Raw genomic sequence first — 17,432 nt, forward strand, 5'->3', positions numbered from 1 at the left:
GCCCTTGGAGAGACCACCAGATCAGCCGGTCTGGCCCTCCTCGCGGCTCTCCTCGACCCGGTGGGGGACACGGAGGAGGCGGGCGGAGGTGACCAGGACGAGGCCGCCGAGGAGGTTGCCGAAGGCTGACCAGCCGAGGGCGCCCAGCCAGTCGAGCCAGCCGTAGTCGGCCTTGCCGGTCAGCAGTCCGCAGAACATCAGGATCGAGTCGAGCACGGAGTGGAACAGCTGGGCGCCGACGAGGACGAACGACATCATCACGGCCGCGACCAGTCGAGGCCCCAGCGCCTCGGTGGCGTGCTGCATGCGGGTCAGCAGCGTGATCACGGCCCCCGCCAGCACCGCGAGGAAGAACGAGCGCCAGGACACGCCGAGGTGGGCGTAGTGCGACCCCGCCTCGACCGCGGCGTCGTGTACGTCGGGGAGGGCGACCACGATCATCCCGGCCATCACGAACCCGGCCACCAGGTTGGCCACCAGCGTGACTCCCCAGAGCCGCACGAGCTGGGCCACGGTGCCCACCTTGGCCACCACCGAGATCACCGGGACCAGGAAGTTCTCGGTGAACAGCTCGCTGTTGGCCAGCAGCAGGGCCACGAAACCGACCGTGAACGCGAGGGAGGCCAGCAGTGGGTTGCCGGTCTTGGTGTCGACCACGAGGTACATCAGGACCCCGATCGCGACGTCGACCCCTCCCAGGAAGCCGGTCGCCACCAGCGGCAGGAGCGGACGGTCGAGACGGGTGTGGCCCTCGTCGACCAGCCGGTCGAAGGTCTCCTCGATCTCCGGCTCCTCGCGGGAGCCCTTGGGGGCCTTGACGTCGCGCGAGCCGCCGGACGGCCTGCTCATTCAGCTACTCGTTGGAAGGGCACCTCCCCCACGTGCCCTTCTGGGCCAACTCGATGCCTTCAGCTGCCGAGCAGGTCCTCGAAGGAGCCCATGGCGGCGATGTCGCGGTCGAACTGGTCGCCTCGGCCGGCGGCCGGGCGCGACTCGACGAGAGCTGCCAGCTCTCCGGCGGCGCGGTCGATGCGGCGGCGCAGGGCGTCGGAGCCCCCCGAGGCACCCCAGTCCTCGCTGGCGGCGAAGACAGCGGTGGGTACGACGACCGCGTGCAGGTAGCCGAACAGCGGACGAAGGGCGTGCTCGAGGACGAGCGAGTGCCGCGCCGTGCCGGCCGTCGCGCCGACCAGCACCGGGGTGCCGTCGAGGGCGCCGTTCTCGAGGATGTCGAAGAACGACTTGAACAGCCCCGAGTACGAGGCGCTGAACACCGGCGTCACCGCGATGACGGCATCGGCGCCGGTGACGGTCCCGATCGCCTGAGTCAGCTCGCTGTTGGGGAAGCCGGTGAGCAGCGCATCGGTGATCGCGTGCGCCAGCGGGCGGAGCTCCACGACCTCGACCTCGGTGTTGCCGAGTGCAGCAGCCGTCGCCGATCCGAGCAGGTCGGCCAGCAGCCTGGTCGAGGACGGGTCGGAGAGACCCGCCGACACGACGGCGATCCGGTGCGACGGCTCGCGGCCAGCCACGTGGAGCGTCATTTCGGGGTCCCTGCGGCGTTGTTCGTAGGAGCCGCTTGGGGCCCCCGCGGGATTGTGTGCTGGGGGAGCGAAGCGGAGGAAGCCGCAATCACGTGGGGTGAAGCGTTGCGGAGGAGAAGAACGTCGTGGGGTGATGTCATGCCGCGGCCTCCTCGGTGTGCTTGCGCAGCTCGGCGACGACCTCGCCCAGCAGGTCGAGCTGCTTGAGCACGGCCGTCAGCGGCAGGCCGGCGTGGTCGACGAGGAACAGCTGGCGCTGGTAGTTGCCGGCGTACTCCCGGAAGGAGAGCGTGCGCTCCACGACCTCCTCCGGCGTGCCGACCGTCAGCGGCGTCTCGCGGGTGAACTCCTCGAGCGAGGGCCCGTGGCCGTAGACCGGTGCGTTGTCGAAGTAGGGACGGAACTCCTGGACGGCCTGCTCGTGCGTCTTAGCCATGTAGACCTGGCCGCCGAGGCCGACGATCGCGTCCTCCGCCTTGCCGTGGCCGTAGTGCTCGAAGCGCTGGCGGTAGAAGTCGACCATGCGGGCGGTGTGCGAGGCCGGCCAGAAGATGTGGTTGGAGAAGAAGCCGTCGCCGTAGTACGCCGCCTGCTCGGCGATCTCGGGGCTGCGGATCGAGCCGTGCCAGACGAAGGGCGGTACGTCGTCGAGCGGACGCGGCGTCGAGGTGAAGCCCTGGAGCGGCGTACGGAACTTGCCCTCCCAGTCGACGTTCTCCTCGCGCCACAGGCGACGCAGCAGTGCGTAGTTCTCGATCGCCAGCGGGATGCCCTCGCGGATGTCCTTGCCGAACCACGGGTAGACCGGGCCGGTGTTGCCGCGCCCGAGCATCAGGTCCATGCGGCCGTCGGCGAGGTGCTGGAGGTAGGCGTAGTCCTGCGCGATGCGCACCGGGTCGTTGGTGGTGATCAGCGTCGTGGAGGTGGAGAGCTTGATCCGCTCGGTCTTGGCGGCGATGTGTGCGAGCAGCACCGGCGGGCTGGCCGGCGCGGCGAACGGCGGGTTGTGGTGCTCGCCGGTGGCGAACACGTCGAGACCGATCTCCTCCGCCTTCAAGGCGATCGCCACGGTGTTCTTGATGCGCTCGTGCTCGGTCGGCGTACGTCCGTTGGTGGGGTCGGTGGTGACGTCGCCCACGGTGAAGATGCCGAACTCCATCAGATTGCCTCCGCTAGAAGTAGTTGCCGGTTCAACGACAACTCGCTCCCCACTATTCCACGACGAGGCTCACAGCGTCTTGGAGAACCAGTGGTCCGCGAAGGGCTCGTCGTTGAACGGGGCCACCTCGACGTAGCCGGCCGACGTGTAGAGGGAGATCGCCTCACTGAGCAACGCACTCGTCTCCAGCCGTACGACGGCGTCGCCGTGCTCGACCGCCTGTCGCTCCAGGTCCTCCAGCAGCCGTCGCCCCACGCCACGACCCCGGGCGCCGTCGTGCACCCACATCCGCTTGACGTCGCTGATCCCGCCCTCGTGGTGCTTGAGCGCGCCGCAGCCCATCGCGGTGCCGCGCAGATAGGCCACCACGAAGACGCCGTGCGGGGGCCGCACCTCGGCCGGCTCGGCCGTTGATCCCGTCGTCGGGTCGAAGCGCGTCCCCGACCGGGCGTCCAGCTCGGCGTAGTAGGCCGCGAGGCAGCGCTGCGCGTCGGGGTGCTCGGGGTCGACCCGACGGATCTCGACCGTCGCGGCGGCCAGCAGGCGCTGGACGGTGCGCATGGCGTCGACCAGCTCGTGCTGCTGGTCCTCGGTCAGCGGGTCGAGCAGCCCGCGGGCGAACTCCTCGGACCGTTCGTCCAGCCGCGCCCGCTCGGTCATCCCCTTCGTGGTCAGTCGAGCCAGCCGGATGCGGCCATCGGCCGGGCTCGGCACCACACTCACCAGGCCGGAGTCGACGAGGCTCCGCACCAGCCGGGTCAGGTAGCCGGAATCGAGGTCGAGCCGGGCGCGCAGCGCACGCAGCTCGCTGCCGGAGGGGCCGATCTCCCAGAGCAGGCGGGCCTCGTTGGGGTTCAGTCCGCGGCCGAGGAAGTGGTCGGAGAGCACCCCGATGTGCTCGGTGACCGTGCGGTTGAACCGGCGTACGTCGCCCAGGAGCGTGGACATTCTCTGACCTTAGTCAGAGATGGCCAGGGGTTCAATCGCCGAGCGCTGCCCGCAGCCGTTCGCGCAGACCACTCGCGCGCTGCACCTCGCGACCGATGGCGGAGCGGATCGCTGCCTCGGTGCCGACCACGCGCACCTGCTCCTGGGCGCGGGTGACCGCGGTGTAGAAGAGCTCGCGGGTCAGCAGCCGCGACTCCTCACCGGGGAGTACGACGCTCACGGTGTGGGCCTGCGAGCCCTGGGACTTGTGCACCGTCATCGCGTGCACCGTCTCGACACCGGACAGTCGAGTGGTGGCGAACTCGCGCACCGCCTCCCCCACCTGTACGACGACCCGCAACCGTCCGTCGTCGCGCCGGATGGTGGCTCCCATGTCGCCGTTGTTGAGCAGCTGGTCGTAGTCGTTGGCGGTGACCAGGATCGGGCGTCCGGCGTACCACTCCTCGTAGTGGGTGATCCCGGTGCGCTCGGCCACGAGGCGCTCGACCATCCGGTTCCACCCGCCGACGCCGTAGGGACCCTCGCGGTGGGCGCAGAGCAGCCGGTGCCGCGACAGCGCCTCGAGCGCGCCGTCGGCGTCGCCGGCCTCCGCGGCCCGGCGCAGGTCCATCGCCACGTCGACCACCCGCGACCGGAAGCCGGCCATCGCGGCGTCGTCCTCGGGGTCGACCAGCTCCACCTCGTCGGAGCCGGCGTGCAGGGCGGCCATCGCCGCGTCGGCGTCGCCGTCACGGAGCGCCTGGGCGAGGGCGCCGATGTGCTCGCCGAAGCGGTGGGTGGTGAGCAGGGCCGAGACCGGCGAGTCGGGGGACCCCTCGAAGCCGGCGACCAGGTCGGCGAGCACGGCGCCGGCCTCGACCGAGGCGAGCTGGTCGGGGTCGCCGACCAGCACCAGTCGGGCATCGCCACGAACGGCCTCCAGCAGCCGGGCCATCATCGTCAGCGAGACCATGGAGGTCTCGTCGACCACCACCACGTCGTAGGGCAGCCGGTTGGTGCGGTCGTGCCGGAAGCGCACGCGGCTGTCGGGCCGCCAGCCGAGGAGGCGGTGCAGCGTCGAGGCCTGGAGCCCGGCCAGGCGCTGGCGGTCGGTGGCGTCCTCGAGCTTGTCGGTCGCCTCCTGCACGGCCTCCTGCAACCGCGCTGCCGCCTTGCCGGTGGGCGCAGCGAGGGCGATCCGCGGGGAGCGGCCGGTGTCCAGCTCGTGCTGCTCGGCGACGAGGGCGAGCACACCCGCGACCGTGGTGGTCTTGCCGGTGCCGGGTCCGCCGGTGAGCACGGCCGTCCAGCCAGAGGCAGCGGCACGGGCGGCGGCACGCTGCTCGTCGTACCCGTCCTTCGGGAAGACCCGCAGCACCCCGGCGTCGAGGGCGGCGGCATCCACCTCGGGCGGCGTACGACGGATGCGGGCGACCAGGTCGTCGCAGACCTGGCCCTCCTCGCGCCAGTAGCGGTCGAGGTAGAGCCGGGTCCCGACCAGCCGCACCATCTCCTCGCGGACCAGCGGGCTGCGGCCGACGCGCTCGACCCAGGCCGACGGCTCCGGCCAGGGCAGCGCGACCTCGGCCTCGAGAGGCACGTCGGCGATCGTCGCCAGGTCGAGGCACACCGACCCGGTGCGCACGGCACGGACGGCGAGCGCCGTGGCCAGCAGCACCTCCTCGTCGGTCTCCTCGAGCAGGTCGCCGAGCCGCAGCGCGACGTGGACGTCGGCCGCGTGCAACAGCTCGGGCAGGTTGAAGCGTGCGAGCAGCCCGGGGGCGGCGAGCGCACGCCGACGGTCGTGGGCGTCGGCCCAGACCGGCTCGTCGGTCACGGTCACGACGCCCTCCTCGCTGGCTGGTCGGCGAGGCGACCGTCGAGCAGGTCGGAGAGCTCGACCACCATCGCGGCCGGCGGACGCCAGCTGAAGACGCCGCACGGGATGCCGTCGACCACCGGGGTCTCCGGTCCGCACATGCCCCGGACGTAGAGGTAGAGGATGCCGCCGAGGTGCTGCTCGGGGTCGTAGCCGGGCAGCCGCCACCGCAGGTAGCGGTGCAGCACGACGGAGTAGAGCAGGGACTGCAACGGGTAGTGGGAGTGCAGCATCGCCGCCGTCATCAGCTCCTGGGTGTAGTCCAGCGCCGTCAGCGGCTCATCGATCTCACCCAGCCGGTTGGTCTTGTAGTCGACGACCAGGAACCGCTGGTCGGCCCCCTCGCCCACGCGCAGCGCGACATCGATGGAGCCGCTGAGGTAGCCGCGGAGGCTCTGCTCGCCGAGGGACGGGGACTCGAGTCGTTCGGCGTAGGCACGCATGGGATCGTCGGCCGGCAGGTGGCGCCGGAGGACGTCGGCCATCGCGGAGAGGGGTACGTCGGCGGTCGGGTCGTCGCCGCCGGCGAGTGGGATCTCGAAGTCGAGCTCGCGCAGCCGGTCACGCAGACCGATCTCGGCCAGGGTGCGGCCACCGGCGAGCGGACCGAGCGAGGTGTGCTGCATCGGCAGCAGCGCGGCGGCCAGCTCGGCGGTCGGAGTCTCCACCGACCACCAGCGACGCTGCTCCTCCACCCGGGTCGCGAGCTCGGCAGCGAGATCGGGGGCAGCCGGGTCGGCGTGCTCGAGAACGCCGTGGACCAGGGAGCCGAAGGTGGCACCGGCGGGCAGCGTGTCCATCGGGGACGGCAGGTCGTCGACGGCGACCGAGGCCGGCGAGGGCGTCCCCTGCTCGAGGAGCTCGTCGGTGGCGTCCTCGTCGACCGTGCCCTCGACCTCGGGCTCGCTGTCGACTCCCCGGACGGCCTGTTCGTCGGCACGGATCAGCCCGGAGTACGACGTGCGCCGCCACTCGGTGTCCACGCCACGGTCGAAGCGGCGTACGTCGAGGGAGGTGATGGGGTCACCGGGCACGGTCGCCGAGGCGGCGCTCAGCTCCGAGAGCTCCATCGCCAAGGCACCGCCGGACTGCCACTCGGTCAACGCGGCCGTCACCTCGAAGCTGGAGGGGGTCTGCGGCAGGGCGGTGGGTACGGCGCTCTCGCCGCGCTCACGGCCGAACAGCAACCGGGTGAGCCCGGCGTGGCACGAGTCGCGGGTCGGTGCCCACCAGGTGACCACCTGGCTCTGCGCGCGGGTGAGGGCGACGTAGGTGAGCCGCAGCTCCTCGCCGGCCGCCTCGCGTCGCGCCTGCGCGGCCGTCGCTTCGTCGACGGCACCACCGACGTCGAGGGTCCGTCGCCCAGCGACGTCGTGGAACAACGGAGTCGGCTCGTCCGGCGTCCACTTGTTGAAGAGGAGGGGGAGGTAGACGACGGGGTACTGCAGGCCCTTGCTGGCGTGGATGGTCACGAACTGCACCGCGCGGGCGTCGGTGTCGAGACGCCGGGTGCGTTCGTTGCTGGTCTGGGCAGCACGACGCTCCTCGCGCAGCCAGTCGAGCAGCCCCGGGAGGCCGAGACCCTCGCGGTGCTGCACGTCGTGGAGCACCTGGCCGAGGTGGTCGAGATCGGTCAGCAGGCGCTCACCCTCGGGCATCGCGAGCACCCGGGCAGCGAGACCGTCGGCGGTGATCGCCTCGTGGACGGCGGCGATGCCGCGCGCGCGGAGCATGTCCAGCCAGCGGCGGACGCGCTCGGCGACGTCGTCGGTCAGGTCGTCACCACCGGCGTCCAGCTCCTCGGCGGTGAGCCCGACGAACGGCGTCAGCGCGACTGAGCGCACCCGGGCCGCGCGGTGGGGCTGCTCGAGTGCCTCGAGCAGCACCAGCCAGTCGGCACCGGCCTCGGTGAGCAGCACGCTGCTGCCGCCGCTGACCACCGACGGGATGCCGCGGTCGGCCAGCGCGCGCTGGAACAGGCCGACGTGCTTGAGGCTGTAGATCAGCACCGCCACGTCGGCGGCACCCACCTGCTCGCGCTCGAAGGTGGCGCCCGAGGAGAGCAGCCGCGCGACGTCGTCGGCGAGGTCCTGGGCGATGTGGGTGCGCGCGGCGTCGATCGGCATGGCGCCGCCGTCGGAGGTGCGCAGCACGCGCACGCGCAGCGCGTCGGCGACGGGCGCTCCGACGAGTCGGCTGCCGCGGTGGTGCGCCTCGACGGGGTGTACGGCGATCCGGGGATCGCCCAGCGCCGCACCGCCGAGCAGCGACTGCAGCGCGTCGACGAGCACCTCGTCGCTGCGCCAGTTGATCGCCAGCGTCCGTCGCGTGGCCGCGGTCTCGGAGGCCTCGAGGTAGGTGAAGATGTCGCCGCCGCGGAAGGCGTAGATCGCCTGCTTCGGATCACCGATCAGCACCATCGTCGCCTCGCCCGAGAAGGCCCGGTCGAGCACCTTCCACTGCACCGGGTCGGTGTCCTGGAACTCGTCGACCAGCACGATGCGCCAGCGCTGACGCATCCGTTGCCTGGCTGGGGAGTCGTCGTCCTCGAGGGCATCGGCGAGCCGGGTCAGCAGGTCGTCGTAGGACAGGATGCCGAGGCGCCGCTTGCGTCGTTCGATCTCGTGGCGGACGGTCTCGGCGAAGGCATGGCGCTCGTGGGCCGGCGTACCCGCCTCCGCGTCCTGCGGTGCCAGGGCCGCCTGCGGGTCGTTGATCGCGGCTCGTGCGACCTGCAACGCCACCGGCCGCTTGAACGGCGGGTCCGTGGGCAGGTGCCCGAAGCGCTGGAGGTAGACGTCGTCGACCACCTCCACCACGAGGTCGTCGAGGCTGTCGACCAGCTCGGCTCCCGAGTCGGTGTCGCCGGCCACGCCGAGCGAGCGCAGCACCGACTGGCAGAACTGGTGGGTGGTCGCGATGGTGGCGGCGTCGAAGTCGGCGAGGGCGTCGCGCAGCCGCTTGCGACGGGCGGCGATCGTGGCCTCGTCGCCCTGGGCGAGCAGGCCGACCAGCCCGCCCAGCTCACGAGCCGCCTCGGGATGGACCAGGGCACGCTCGGCCTCGACGAGCTGGTCGCGGACCCGCTCGCGGAGCTCCTGGCTGGCCGCGCGGCCGAAGGTGATCACCAGCATCTCGTCGAGCCGGGCCACCCCTTCGGCGACGTAGCGTGCCACCAGCGCGCCGACGGCGAAGGTCTTGCCGGTGCCGGCGCTGGCCTCCAGCAGCGTGGTGCCGCTCGGCAGCTCGCCGAGCAGGTCGAACGGTTCCATGTCGTGACGTAGGTCCTCGCCCATCAACGCCGCCGCTCCAGGACCGGCGCCCACAGTCGGACGGCGAGGGCACCGAGCCGGGTGTCCTGGTCGGCGACCGCCTCGCCGGGCAGCGGTCGCTGCTTCAGCAAGGTGGACAGCGGCGCGTCGGGGCCCCAGACCCGGACGTGGGCCTCGTCCTCGTTCTCGTTGCCGAAGCGGCCGCGCGACCAGCAGCTCTCCGCCTTGTGACGGGCGTTGCGCGGGTTGGCGCTGGCCCAGGCGTGGGCGGTCTTGAGCGGCAGCGGCAGCGGCTCGCGCATGCCGGCGTCGTAGATCGCCACCAGGTCGCGCAGCAGGTCACCGGCGTCCGCGACCGAGGCGAAGGCACTGCGGTCGGTCGCCCGACCGAACTCGCCACGACCGATCGCCCCCGCCGACCACGACCGACCCGGGGCGTCCGCGCAGAGCGCGAGCAGCGGCACCCAGGCCTCGAGCAGGTGACGTGGACCCAGCTTGGAGAAGCTGACCTTCACCACGCGGTCGCCGTAGAGGTCGGTCACGGTGCCGCGCAGCCGACGGCCACCACCGAGGTCCACGTCGATGTCGCGTGCGGTCGGTGTGATGCCCTGGGTCACGGAGGCAGCCACGTCCGCCACCGGCGCGGCCTGGTCGACGATCTTCTGCGCCAGTCGCCAACCGAGCGTCCCCGGCGGGAGCACGCCCCGGCGCCACTCCTTGTCGAGCGTGGCCTGGCGGGTGCGCCCGCCCTGGAGGTCTCGCAGCATGCGGTCGCCCACCTGCCACTGCATCAGCCCGTCGAGCTCGACCGGCAACCCGTCGGTGACCTCCTCACCCTCGTCGGCCAGCACGATCTCGAGTCGGCGGCGCAGGAACTCCTTGACCGGGTGCTTGAGGAAGGACACCAGCGCTGCGAGCTCGACATCTCCGGGCTGGGACGGCAGCTCGACGTCGGCCAGCTCGGGTGGCGTCGTCCGGGGCCGCGCCGCCGCGAGGGCACCGTCGAGCGCAGCGGTGTCGAAGGAGAACGGTCGTTGCGAGTCGAGGTTGCGCCGGTCGAACGCCTGCAGCGGGTGCCGCCGCAGTGCGTGCGCCTTGCCGCCGGTGGCGGTGGTGTCGAGGGTGTCGAGCAGCTCACCGAGGGGTACGGCCGGCGGCCGTGGCTGGCCGGTCGTCTCGTTGGCGCCGGTGTAGGTGACCACGAGGTGCTCGGTCGCCGCGACGATGGCGTCGAGCATCAGCTGGCGGTCCTCGCTCCGGACGTCGCGCTCTCCGGTCACCGGGCGACGCGCGAGCACGTCGTCGCCGTCGACCGCACCCGCACGCGGGAAGACGCCGTCGTCGAGACCCAGCAGGCAGACGACCCGGTGCGGCACCGACCTCATCGGGACGAGCGTCGCGACCGTCAGGGTGCCGGTGCGGAAGTTGGCGCGGGTCGGGCGCCCGGCGAGGCGCTCGCGCATCAGGGCGCGTACGTCGGGAAGCCGCAGCTCGAGGGCAGAGCCGGACGCCGCCTCGACCATGGCGGTCAGCTCGCGGTGCACCTGAGCGGACTGCCACTCGTCACCGCGCGCGACCGCGGTGAGCTGGTCGACCCCGTCGCCGACTGCCGCGAGCCAGTGGTCGACCGGGTGGCTGCCGTCGAGCCGGTCGGTCACCTCGCGCAGGCGATCGAGGCACTCGGCGAGACGGCCGGCGAGGTCGATGCTGGTGCTGCCGACGTCGTCGAGCGGGAGCGTCGTACCGAAGAACCGGTCGGCGTCGTCGCTGACCGCCACCCCGGCCAGCACGCGGTCGAGGCCGAAGCGCCAGGTGTTCTGCACGTAGCGCTGCAGCCCGAACGGCTCGCGGTGGCCGGCGTCGAACGCCCACCGGATGCCGGCCTCCTCGACCCAGTCGGTGATCGTCTCGAGGTCGGAGTCGGAGAACCCGAAGCGTCGGCGCACCGGGCCGGCCGCCAGCAGGTCGAGCACCCGGCTGGCCTCGGCCCGACCACCGGCGAGGTCGAGCAGCTGGCCGACGACCGCGAGCAGCGGGTTGGTCTGGGTCAGCGACCGGTCGGCGAGCCGCACCCGCAGCTGGTGGCCGGGATGGCTGCCGATGTCGCCCATCCCGAACGCGGCCGCCACCAGCGGCGCGTAGGCCTCGATGTCGGGGCACATCACCAGGATGTCGCGCGGCTCGAGCGTCGGGTCGTCCGAGAGCAGGCCGAGCACGACCTCGCGCAGGACCTCGACCTGGCGGGCCGGTCCGTGGCAGGCGTGCACCTGCAGCGAGTCGTCGTCGGGGTCGAGCACGCGGCTGGTCGGGTCGACCGTCGCGTTGGCGGCGATGTCGTGCTGCAGCCAGGAGAGGAGGCTTGGTCGGTCAGGTGGTTTCGAGACGGTCGCTGGCGCTCCCTCCTCCACCACCGACACCAGGGTGCGCTGCAGCTCGCGCAGGTCACGGCCCAACGACGCGAGCAGCGGATGACCCACCAGCTCGTGCGAGGCGTCCTCGCTCCGCGGCACCGGACCGGCCAGGGAGCCCAGGGCGTCCCAGAGCGTTGCCGAGGGGTGTGGCAGCCACAGGTGCACGTCGCGGTGGCGGCCGAGCGCCGACAACAGCTCGACCTCGGTGACCGGGATGCGGGTGTGCCCGAACAACGAGAACCTCGAGGGCAGGTCGACCTCGTCGGGCCGCGACTGCAGCGCCTCGAGCACCTCCCGGTGACGCGCTCCGGGCGGAGGGGCGCCGACCTGCGCGACCAGCAGTCGCCACAGCTCGGGCTGCCAGGCCAGGTCGGCGTCGAGCGGCTCACCGGTGCCGTCGCCCTCCGCGACACCGGTCGGGCCCGACTCCCAGTCGGCCAGCAGGCTCGGTCGCTGCACGGCGTACGACGCGAACAGGCGGGCCAGCCGCCGGGCCACGGCATAGCGACGCCCGCGCCGCAGCTCGCCCTCCTCACCCGACTCGCCGTGGCCGAGGTGCTGGCTGAGCACGCGACACCAGTCCTCGCCGGCATGGGCGTCCACGACCGCCAGCAGCGGCCAGACCAGCGCGTCGGGCGACCACGGATCCTCCTCGCGAGACCCGGTCCCACCGATGACCAGCTCGGAGACGAGGCTGGCCGGCGAGCGGAACTGCACTCCCGCACAGACGCCGTCCTCGCGACCCTCCGCGTGCCCCAGTCGGTGGGAGAGCTGCTGGCTCAACCAGCGTTCGACACCACGCGCCGGGACGAGCACCAGCTCCTGGGCGAACGGGTCGTCGAGCGGAGCGGCCAGGAGCTCGGCCAGCCCGGCGACCAGTTGGTCGGAGCGTGGCGCACGGTGCACGATCAAGCTCACCGCTCGTGCCTCCCCCGCGCCGTACCTCCAGGTCCCGGTCAACCTAACGCAGCGGGCCGACAGGCAACCGGCGTCATCCCACCGGCGTGCGGACCCGTTGCGGGTCCGGCGCCGGGGCGGCGTCGCCCTCGCGCAGGCCGTGGGCCTCCCACCACCGTCGCAGGCCGGCGGGTGCGTACCAGTTCCAGGTGCCGAGCAGCTTCATGGTGGCCGGCACCAGGATCGACCGGACGATGGTGGCGTCGACGAGCAGCGCGACGAGCATGCCGATGCCGATCATCTTCATGAACACGATGCCGCTCGTCGAGAACGCCCCGATGACGACGGCGAGCAGCAGGGCGGCGCTGGTGATGATGCGCCCGGTGCGCTGGACGCCGGTCGCGACCGCGAGGGTGTTGTCGTGGGTCAGGTCCCACTGCTCGCGAATGCGGGAGAGCAGGAAGACTTCGTAGTCCATCGACAGGCCGACCAGGATCGCGAGCATGAAGATCGGCTGGGTCGCGTCGAGGAAGCCGGTGGAGGTGAACCCGAGCGGCCCTTGCAGATGACCGTTGGCGAAGATCCAGGTGATCACGCCGAAGGACGCGCTGATGGAGAGCAGGTTCATCACGAACGCCTTCACCGGCAGCACCACCGAGCCGAAGGCCAGGAACAGCAGCACCAGCATCACCACCGCGATGATCAGCGCCATGTAGGGCAGGTGCGACTGCAACGACGAGAGCAGGTCGACGGTGTCCGCCGCCAGCCCGCCGACCAGGACCTGGTCGCCGCCGGGACCCGGGATCGCCCGGATCGCCCGGACGGCGTCCTGGGAGGTCTGGGCCTGGCTGTTGCCGGTCCAGGTCGCGCGCAGCAGGGTGTGGCCGTCGGCCTGGTCACTCTTCTGGGAGACCGGACGCACGTCGACGACGCCGGGCACCTGCTCGACCCGCTGGGTGTACGCCGTCACCTCGGTCCGGTCGGTCGTGGTCAGCATCATGTTGGCCGAGGACGTCTCCGGACCGAACTCGGTGTTCAGCTTGGCCGAGGCCACGTGTGACGGGCTGTCCGCGGGCAGCACCCGGTAGTCGACCGAGCCCCACCTCACGCCGAGGAAGGGCGAGGCGACGAAGAGCAGGGCTCCCACCACGACCACCATCACCACGACCGGGTGACGCATCACCGAGCGAGCGAGTCGGGCCCACGCCCCGTTGTCGTTGTCGACCTGGACCGGACGGTGCCGACGCCAGGGCAGTCGGCCGGCGTCGATGCGACGGCCCAGGAGCAGCAGGATGGCGGGCAGCACGGTGAGGGCGGCGGCCACCGCGACCAGGACGGCCGCCATCCCGCCGTACCCCAGGGACCGCAGGAAGTTCTGCGGGAAGATCAGCAGCGAGGCCATCGCGGCGGCGACGGTCAGCCCCGAGAAGAGCACCGTGCGCCCAGCGGTCGACATGGTCACCCGGATCGCCTGCGCGGCGGCCGTCGGGTCGTCCTCGGGCAGGCGGGCCAGCTCTTCGCGGAAGCGGCTGATCACGAACAGCGCGTAGTCGATGGCCAGACCGGTGCCGAGCAGCGTGATGACGTTGATCGAGAACACCGAGACCTCGGTGAAACCGGTGATCAGGCGTACGACGGCCAGCGCGCCGAGCACCGCGATGGCGCCGACGACGGCCGGCATCAGCGATGCGACGACCGAGCCGAAGATCAGCAGGGACAAGATGATCACCAGCGGCATCGACACCGTCTCGGCGCGGGCGAGGTCCTTGCTGACGGTCTCGTTCACGTCCTTGTAGACCGCCCAGGTGCCGGCGATGTCCGTCTGCAGGTCCTTCGAGGCGAGGGTCGGGGTGACGCGCTCGCTGCTGTCCGCGAGCGCGGACTGGTCCTTGCCGACCAGGGAGATCAGCACCGTGGTGGTGTGCTTGTCCTTGCTCACCATGGAGGAGTCCTTGGTGTCCCAGTACGTCGCCACCGAGGTGGTCGAGCCGGCCGGGATGCGCGCAAGCGTCTGGTGGACCTGGGTCTTGAACTCGGGGTCGCTGACGGTGAGGTCCTTGCTGGTGTAGATCGCGACGAGGTCCACCGACTTGTTCCCGAAGACGTCCTGCTCCTGGGTCAGCTCGCGGGACGCCTCGGACTTCGGGTCGTTGAAGCCGCCCTGGCCCAGGCTGTCGAACACCCCGAGGCCGAACACGCCGGCCAGGACGGTCGCGAGCAGGCCGAGAGCCAGGACCACACGGGTCCTGCGGATGAGGACCTCTGACCAACGGTGCAGCATGGGGACTCCTACGGGGCGACTGGTGAACAGCGTTAACAGTTAACGGTGTAAACTCTGAATCTGTCAACCCCGGTACAGCCAGGAAAGGTGTCCCACCACGTGACCACCACCCGCGAGCAGAACCGTGTCGACACCCTGCGGCGCATCGTCGAGGCGTCCCGCAAGCTGGTGACCGGTACCGGTGAGATGACCCTGCGGTCGGTGGCCACCGAGGTGGGGATGACCGCGCCGGCGCTCTACCGCTATGTCGACAGCCACGAGGACCTGGTGCGGGTGGTGGCGATGGACATCGACGCGAGCGCCGCCGCCGAGATCGCCGAGGTGCGCGACAGCCAGCCCGGGGACGACCCGGCGGCCCGGATGGTGGCCTCTGCGATCGCGTTCCGCCAGTGGGCGCTGAGGAACCGCGAGGAGTTCTCGCTGGTGTTCACCAACCTCGACGTGAGCTGCATCGCGGAGCTCAACGCGGAGTCGCGGACCGGGCTGTTGTTCTCCGAGCTGCTCTTCGAGGTGTGGGAGCGCTACCGGTTCCCCGTCCCGCAGATCGACGACCTCGATCCCGACCTCGTCGAGATCCTGCGCGACCCGGTGGTGCCGGCCGACCTGTCCGCCGTACCCGATGAGCTGCGGCCGCTGATCTGGCTGCTGGAGCGCGCGTGGGCGGGCCTCTACGGCACCGTCACCCTCGAGGTGTTCGGGCACATCGACCCGCGCATCGTGGAGAAGGCGCTGCTGTTCCGGGCCATGCTCGAGGACCAGGCGGTCCCGCTCGGGCTGGCCGACGAGCTCCCGCGACTGCGGGAGCTGATGACCTCGCTGTTGGCCTGAGCCTCAGCCGAGGGCGCTCAGGACTGGCGGGCCTGCCACAGGCCCATCAGGTTGCCCTCGACGTCCTTGAAGTACGCCGCCCAGCCCATGTCGCCGACGTCCTGGCGCCCGAGCACGGCCATGCCGCCGAGCTCCTCGATCTTCTTCAGCGCCTCGTCGATGTCGTCGACGTCGATGGTGATCACCGGCCGGTCGGTGGGACTCTCCCGCTTGAGCATCCCGCCACCGATGTAGCCGACGTCGGAGGGGAACCCGCTCTCCTCGGTCGGACCGGTCTGGACGATCGAGTAGTGCAGCTCAGGGATCTCGTTGATGGTCCACCCGAACGCCTCGGAGTAGAACTTGCGGGCTCGGTCCCCGTCGTCGAAGGGGATCTCGAAGTGCACGACTTTTCCGCTCATGCGGCCGATGCTAGACCGGGGTGGGTTCGGTGGGCATGCGGGAGGAGCGGCCGCGGTTTCCCCAGCCGCCCGGGGAAACCATCCTCGTGTCACACCAGGGTCGCGAGACAGCCCTCGGGACGACTCCCAGGTGACACGGGCGGGTGACTCTCACCCCAGGGCGGCGGCAGCGGCCCGGCCGGCCGTACGGCCGGAGAAGATGCAGCCGCCGAGGAAGGTGCCCTCGAGCGCGTTGTAGCCGTGCACGCCACCGCCGCCGAAGCCGGCGACCTCGCCCGCGGCGTACACGCCCGGCAATGGTTCGCCCGATGCCTGGAGGACGCGGGCGTCGAGGTCGGTGTGCAGACCGCCGAGGGTCTTGCGCGACAGGATGTTCAGCCGTACGGCGATGAGCGGGCCGTTCGCCGGGTCGAGGAACTTGTGCGGTGACGCGACCCGGATCAGCTTGTCGCCGCGGTAGTTGCGATGGCCGCGTATGAAGGTGATCTGGGTGTCCTTGGAGTAGGCGTTGTCGAGCTGGCGGTCGCGCTCGGTGATGGTGCGCCGCAGCGACTCCTCGGTGATCAGGGAGTCGCCCGCCACCCGGTTCATCCCGGCGACGAGGTCGGTGAGGTTGTCGGCCACGACGAAGTCCTCGCCGTGCTGCTTGAACGCCTCGACCGGCCCCGGCGCGCCCTTCTTCACCCGCGAGAGCAGCAGCTTGATGTCCTTGCCGGTCAGGTCGGGGTTCTGCTCCGAACCCGAGAGCGCGAACTCCTTCTCGATCACCTTCTGGGTCAGCACGAACCACGAGTAGTCGTAACCGGTGCGCATGATCGCCCCGAGCGTGCCGAGGGAGTCGAAGCCGGGCAGGTACGGCGCCGGGAACCGCTCGCCGGTCGCCGAGAGCCACAGCGAGGACGGACCCGGGAGGATGCGGATGCCGTGGTTCTTCCAGATCGGGTCCCAGTTGCGGATACCTTCGGTGTAGTGCCACATCCGGTCGGGGTTGATCACCTCGCCGCCGGAGTCCTGGGTGATCTGGATCATCCGGCCGTCCACGTGGGCCGGGACGCCCGAGACCATGAACTTCGGCGGGTTGCCGAGGCGGTCGACCGGCCAGTTCTGGCGCACCAGGTCGAGGTTGGCGCCGATGCCGCCGGAGGTGATGATCACGGCCTGGGCGGCGTACTCGAAGTCGCCGGCCTCGTCACGGTTCGACTCCGCTCCGCGCACCATGTCGTCGGGCGCCAGCGTCTTGCCGCGTACGCCGGTCACGGTGCCGCCGTCCTTGACCAGGTCGTCGACCCGGTGGCGGAACTTGAAGGTCACCAGTCCTTGGGCGGCCGCCTCACGCACGCGACGCTCGAACGGCGCGACCACACCGGGCCCGGTCCCCCAGGTGAGATGGAAACGCGGCACCGAGTTGCCGTGGCCACCGGCGCGGCCGTCGCCGCGTTCGGCCCAGCCGACCACCGGGAAGACACGCAGTCCCTGGTCGTAGAGCCACTGCCGCTTCTCGCCGGCAGCGAAGGCGACGTACGCCTCGGCCCAGCGGCGCGGCCAGTAGTCGCTCTCCCGGTCGAACTGGGCGCTGCCCATCCAGTCCTGGAGCGCCAGCTCGTAGGAGTCCTTGACGCCCATCCGGCGCTGCTCCGGGGTGTCCACCAGGAACAGCCCACCGAGCGACCAGAAGGCCTGGCCGCCGAGGCTCTGCTCGGGCTCCTGGTCGAGGAGCAACACCTTCTTGCCGGCGTCGGCCAGCTCGGCGGTGGCGACGAGACCGGCGAGGCCGGCTCCCACGACGATGACGTCAGCGTCCATGGCCGTGATCCTGACACGCGAGGTGGGAGG

General features: G+C 71.2%; 11 protein-coding genes. 1 reads left to right on the plus strand and 10 read right to left on the minus strand.

Features of this window, described 5'->3' with window-relative positions; all coding sequences use genetic code 11:
• Positions 1-21 precede the first annotated feature (21 nt).
• The 8 genes from H976_RS25095 to H976_RS0107450 all read right to left on the minus strand — a co-directional run bounded on the left by H976_RS25095 (position 22) and on the right by H976_RS0107450 (position 14,370).
• Positions 22-849: a formate/nitrite transporter family protein gene (locus H976_RS25095; protein WP_081682738.1), complete on the minus strand. Its 828-nt coding sequence runs from the start codon at positions 847-849 to the stop codon at positions 22-24.
• Between the two features lie 59 nt (positions 850-908).
• Positions 909-1,544 (minus strand): FMN reductase, encoded by a 636-nt coding sequence (locus tag H976_RS0107420; RefSeq protein ID WP_051276403.1) that lies wholly within the window; start codon positions 1,542-1,544, stop codon positions 909-911.
• A 136-nt stretch (positions 1,545-1,680) separates the two neighbouring features.
• Positions 1,681-2,703, minus strand: coding sequence for a CE1758 family FMN-dependent luciferase-like monooxygenase (locus H976_RS25100; RefSeq protein ID WP_051276405.1), 1,023 nt, complete (start codon positions 2,701-2,703; stop codon positions 1,681-1,683).
• A 69-nt stretch (positions 2,704-2,772) separates the two neighbouring features.
• Positions 2,773-3,651: a MarR family winged helix-turn-helix transcriptional regulator gene (locus H976_RS0107430; RefSeq protein ID WP_027861023.1), complete on the minus strand. Its 879-nt coding sequence runs from the start codon at positions 3,649-3,651 to the stop codon at positions 2,773-2,775.
• Positions 3,652-3,682: 31 nt separating this feature from the next.
• On the minus strand, positions 3,683-5,473 hold the full coding sequence (recD, locus tag H976_RS0107435; protein ID WP_196803996.1) for an exodeoxyribonuclease V subunit alpha: 1,791 nt from the start codon (positions 5,471-5,473) through the stop codon (positions 3,683-3,685).
• The gene (locus H976_RS0107440; protein WP_027861025.1) at positions 5,470-8,781 is read right to left on the minus strand and encodes a UvrD-helicase domain-containing protein; all 3,312 of its coding nucleotides are present in this window, start codon (positions 8,779-8,781) and stop codon (positions 5,470-5,472) included. Before H976_RS0107440 ends, recD begins: the two co-directional genes overlap by 4 nt.
• 23 nt (positions 8,782-8,804) lie before the next feature.
• A complete protein-coding gene (recC, locus tag H976_RS0107445; protein ID WP_027861026.1) occupies positions 8,805-12,110 on the minus strand; it encodes an exodeoxyribonuclease V subunit gamma in 3,306 nt (1,101 codons plus the stop codon).
• Positions 12,111-12,183: 73 nt separating this feature from the next.
• Positions 12,184-14,370 (minus strand): MMPL family transporter, encoded by a 2,187-nt coding sequence (locus tag H976_RS0107450; RefSeq protein ID WP_027861027.1) that lies wholly within the window; start codon positions 14,368-14,370, stop codon positions 12,184-12,186.
• Between the two features lie 99 nt (positions 14,371-14,469).
• Here H976_RS0107450 and H976_RS28600 point away from each other — a divergent pair, with 99 nt between their 5' ends.
• Positions 14,470-15,198: a TetR/AcrR family transcriptional regulator gene (locus H976_RS28600; RefSeq protein WP_051276407.1), complete on the plus strand. Its 729-nt coding sequence runs from the start codon at positions 14,470-14,472 to the stop codon at positions 15,196-15,198.
• Positions 15,199-15,215: 17 nt separating this feature from the next.
• Here H976_RS28600 and H976_RS0107460 read toward each other — a convergent pair whose 3' ends face one another.
• Together H976_RS0107460 and H976_RS0107465 are read right to left on the minus strand one after the other, a co-directional pair.
• A complete protein-coding gene (locus H976_RS0107460; protein ID WP_027861028.1) occupies positions 15,216-15,599 on the minus strand; it encodes a VOC family protein in 384 nt (127 codons plus the stop codon).
• Between the two features lie 150 nt (positions 15,600-15,749).
• Positions 15,750-17,402, minus strand: coding sequence for an FAD-binding dehydrogenase (locus H976_RS0107465; protein WP_027861029.1), 1,653 nt, complete (start codon positions 17,400-17,402; stop codon positions 15,750-15,752).
• Between the last annotated feature and the right edge of the window lie 30 nt (positions 17,403-17,432).

Source organism: Marmoricola sp. URHB0036, from assembly GCF_000426045.1.
Taxonomy (GTDB): domain Bacteria; phylum Actinomycetota; class Actinomycetes; order Propionibacteriales; family Nocardioidaceae; genus Marmoricola.

Bases quoted from the DNA above. Each gene is read 5' to 3' on its own strand.
- H976_RS0107460 (WP_027861028.1), bottom strand. From the start codon at position 15,599: ATGAGCGGAAAAGTCGTGCACTTCGAGATCCCCTTCGACGACGGGGAC.
- H976_RS0107465 (WP_027861029.1), bottom strand. From the start codon at position 17,402: ATGGACGCTGACGTCATCGTCGTGGGAGCCGGCCTCGCCGGTCTCGTC.
- H976_RS0107420 (WP_051276403.1), bottom strand. From the start codon at position 1,544: ATGACGCTCCACGTGGCTGGCCGCGAGCCGTCGCACCGGATCGCCGTC.
- H976_RS0107430 (WP_027861023.1), bottom strand. From the start codon at position 3,651: ATGTCCACGCTCCTGGGCGACGTACGCCGGTTCAACCGCACGGTCACC.
- H976_RS25095 (WP_081682738.1), bottom strand. From the start codon at position 849: ATGAGCAGGCCGTCCGGCGGCTCGCGCGACGTCAAGGCCCCCAAGGGC.
- H976_RS0107450 (WP_027861027.1), bottom strand. From the start codon at position 14,370: ATGCTGCACCGTTGGTCAGAGGTCCTCATCCGCAGGACCCGTGTGGTC.
- H976_RS25100 (WP_051276405.1), bottom strand. From the start codon at position 2,703: ATGGAGTTCGGCATCTTCACCGTGGGCGACGTCACCACCGACCCCACC.
- H976_RS0107440 (WP_027861025.1), bottom strand. From the start codon at position 8,781: ATGGAACCGTTCGACCTGCTCGGCGAGCTGCCGAGCGGCACCACGCTG.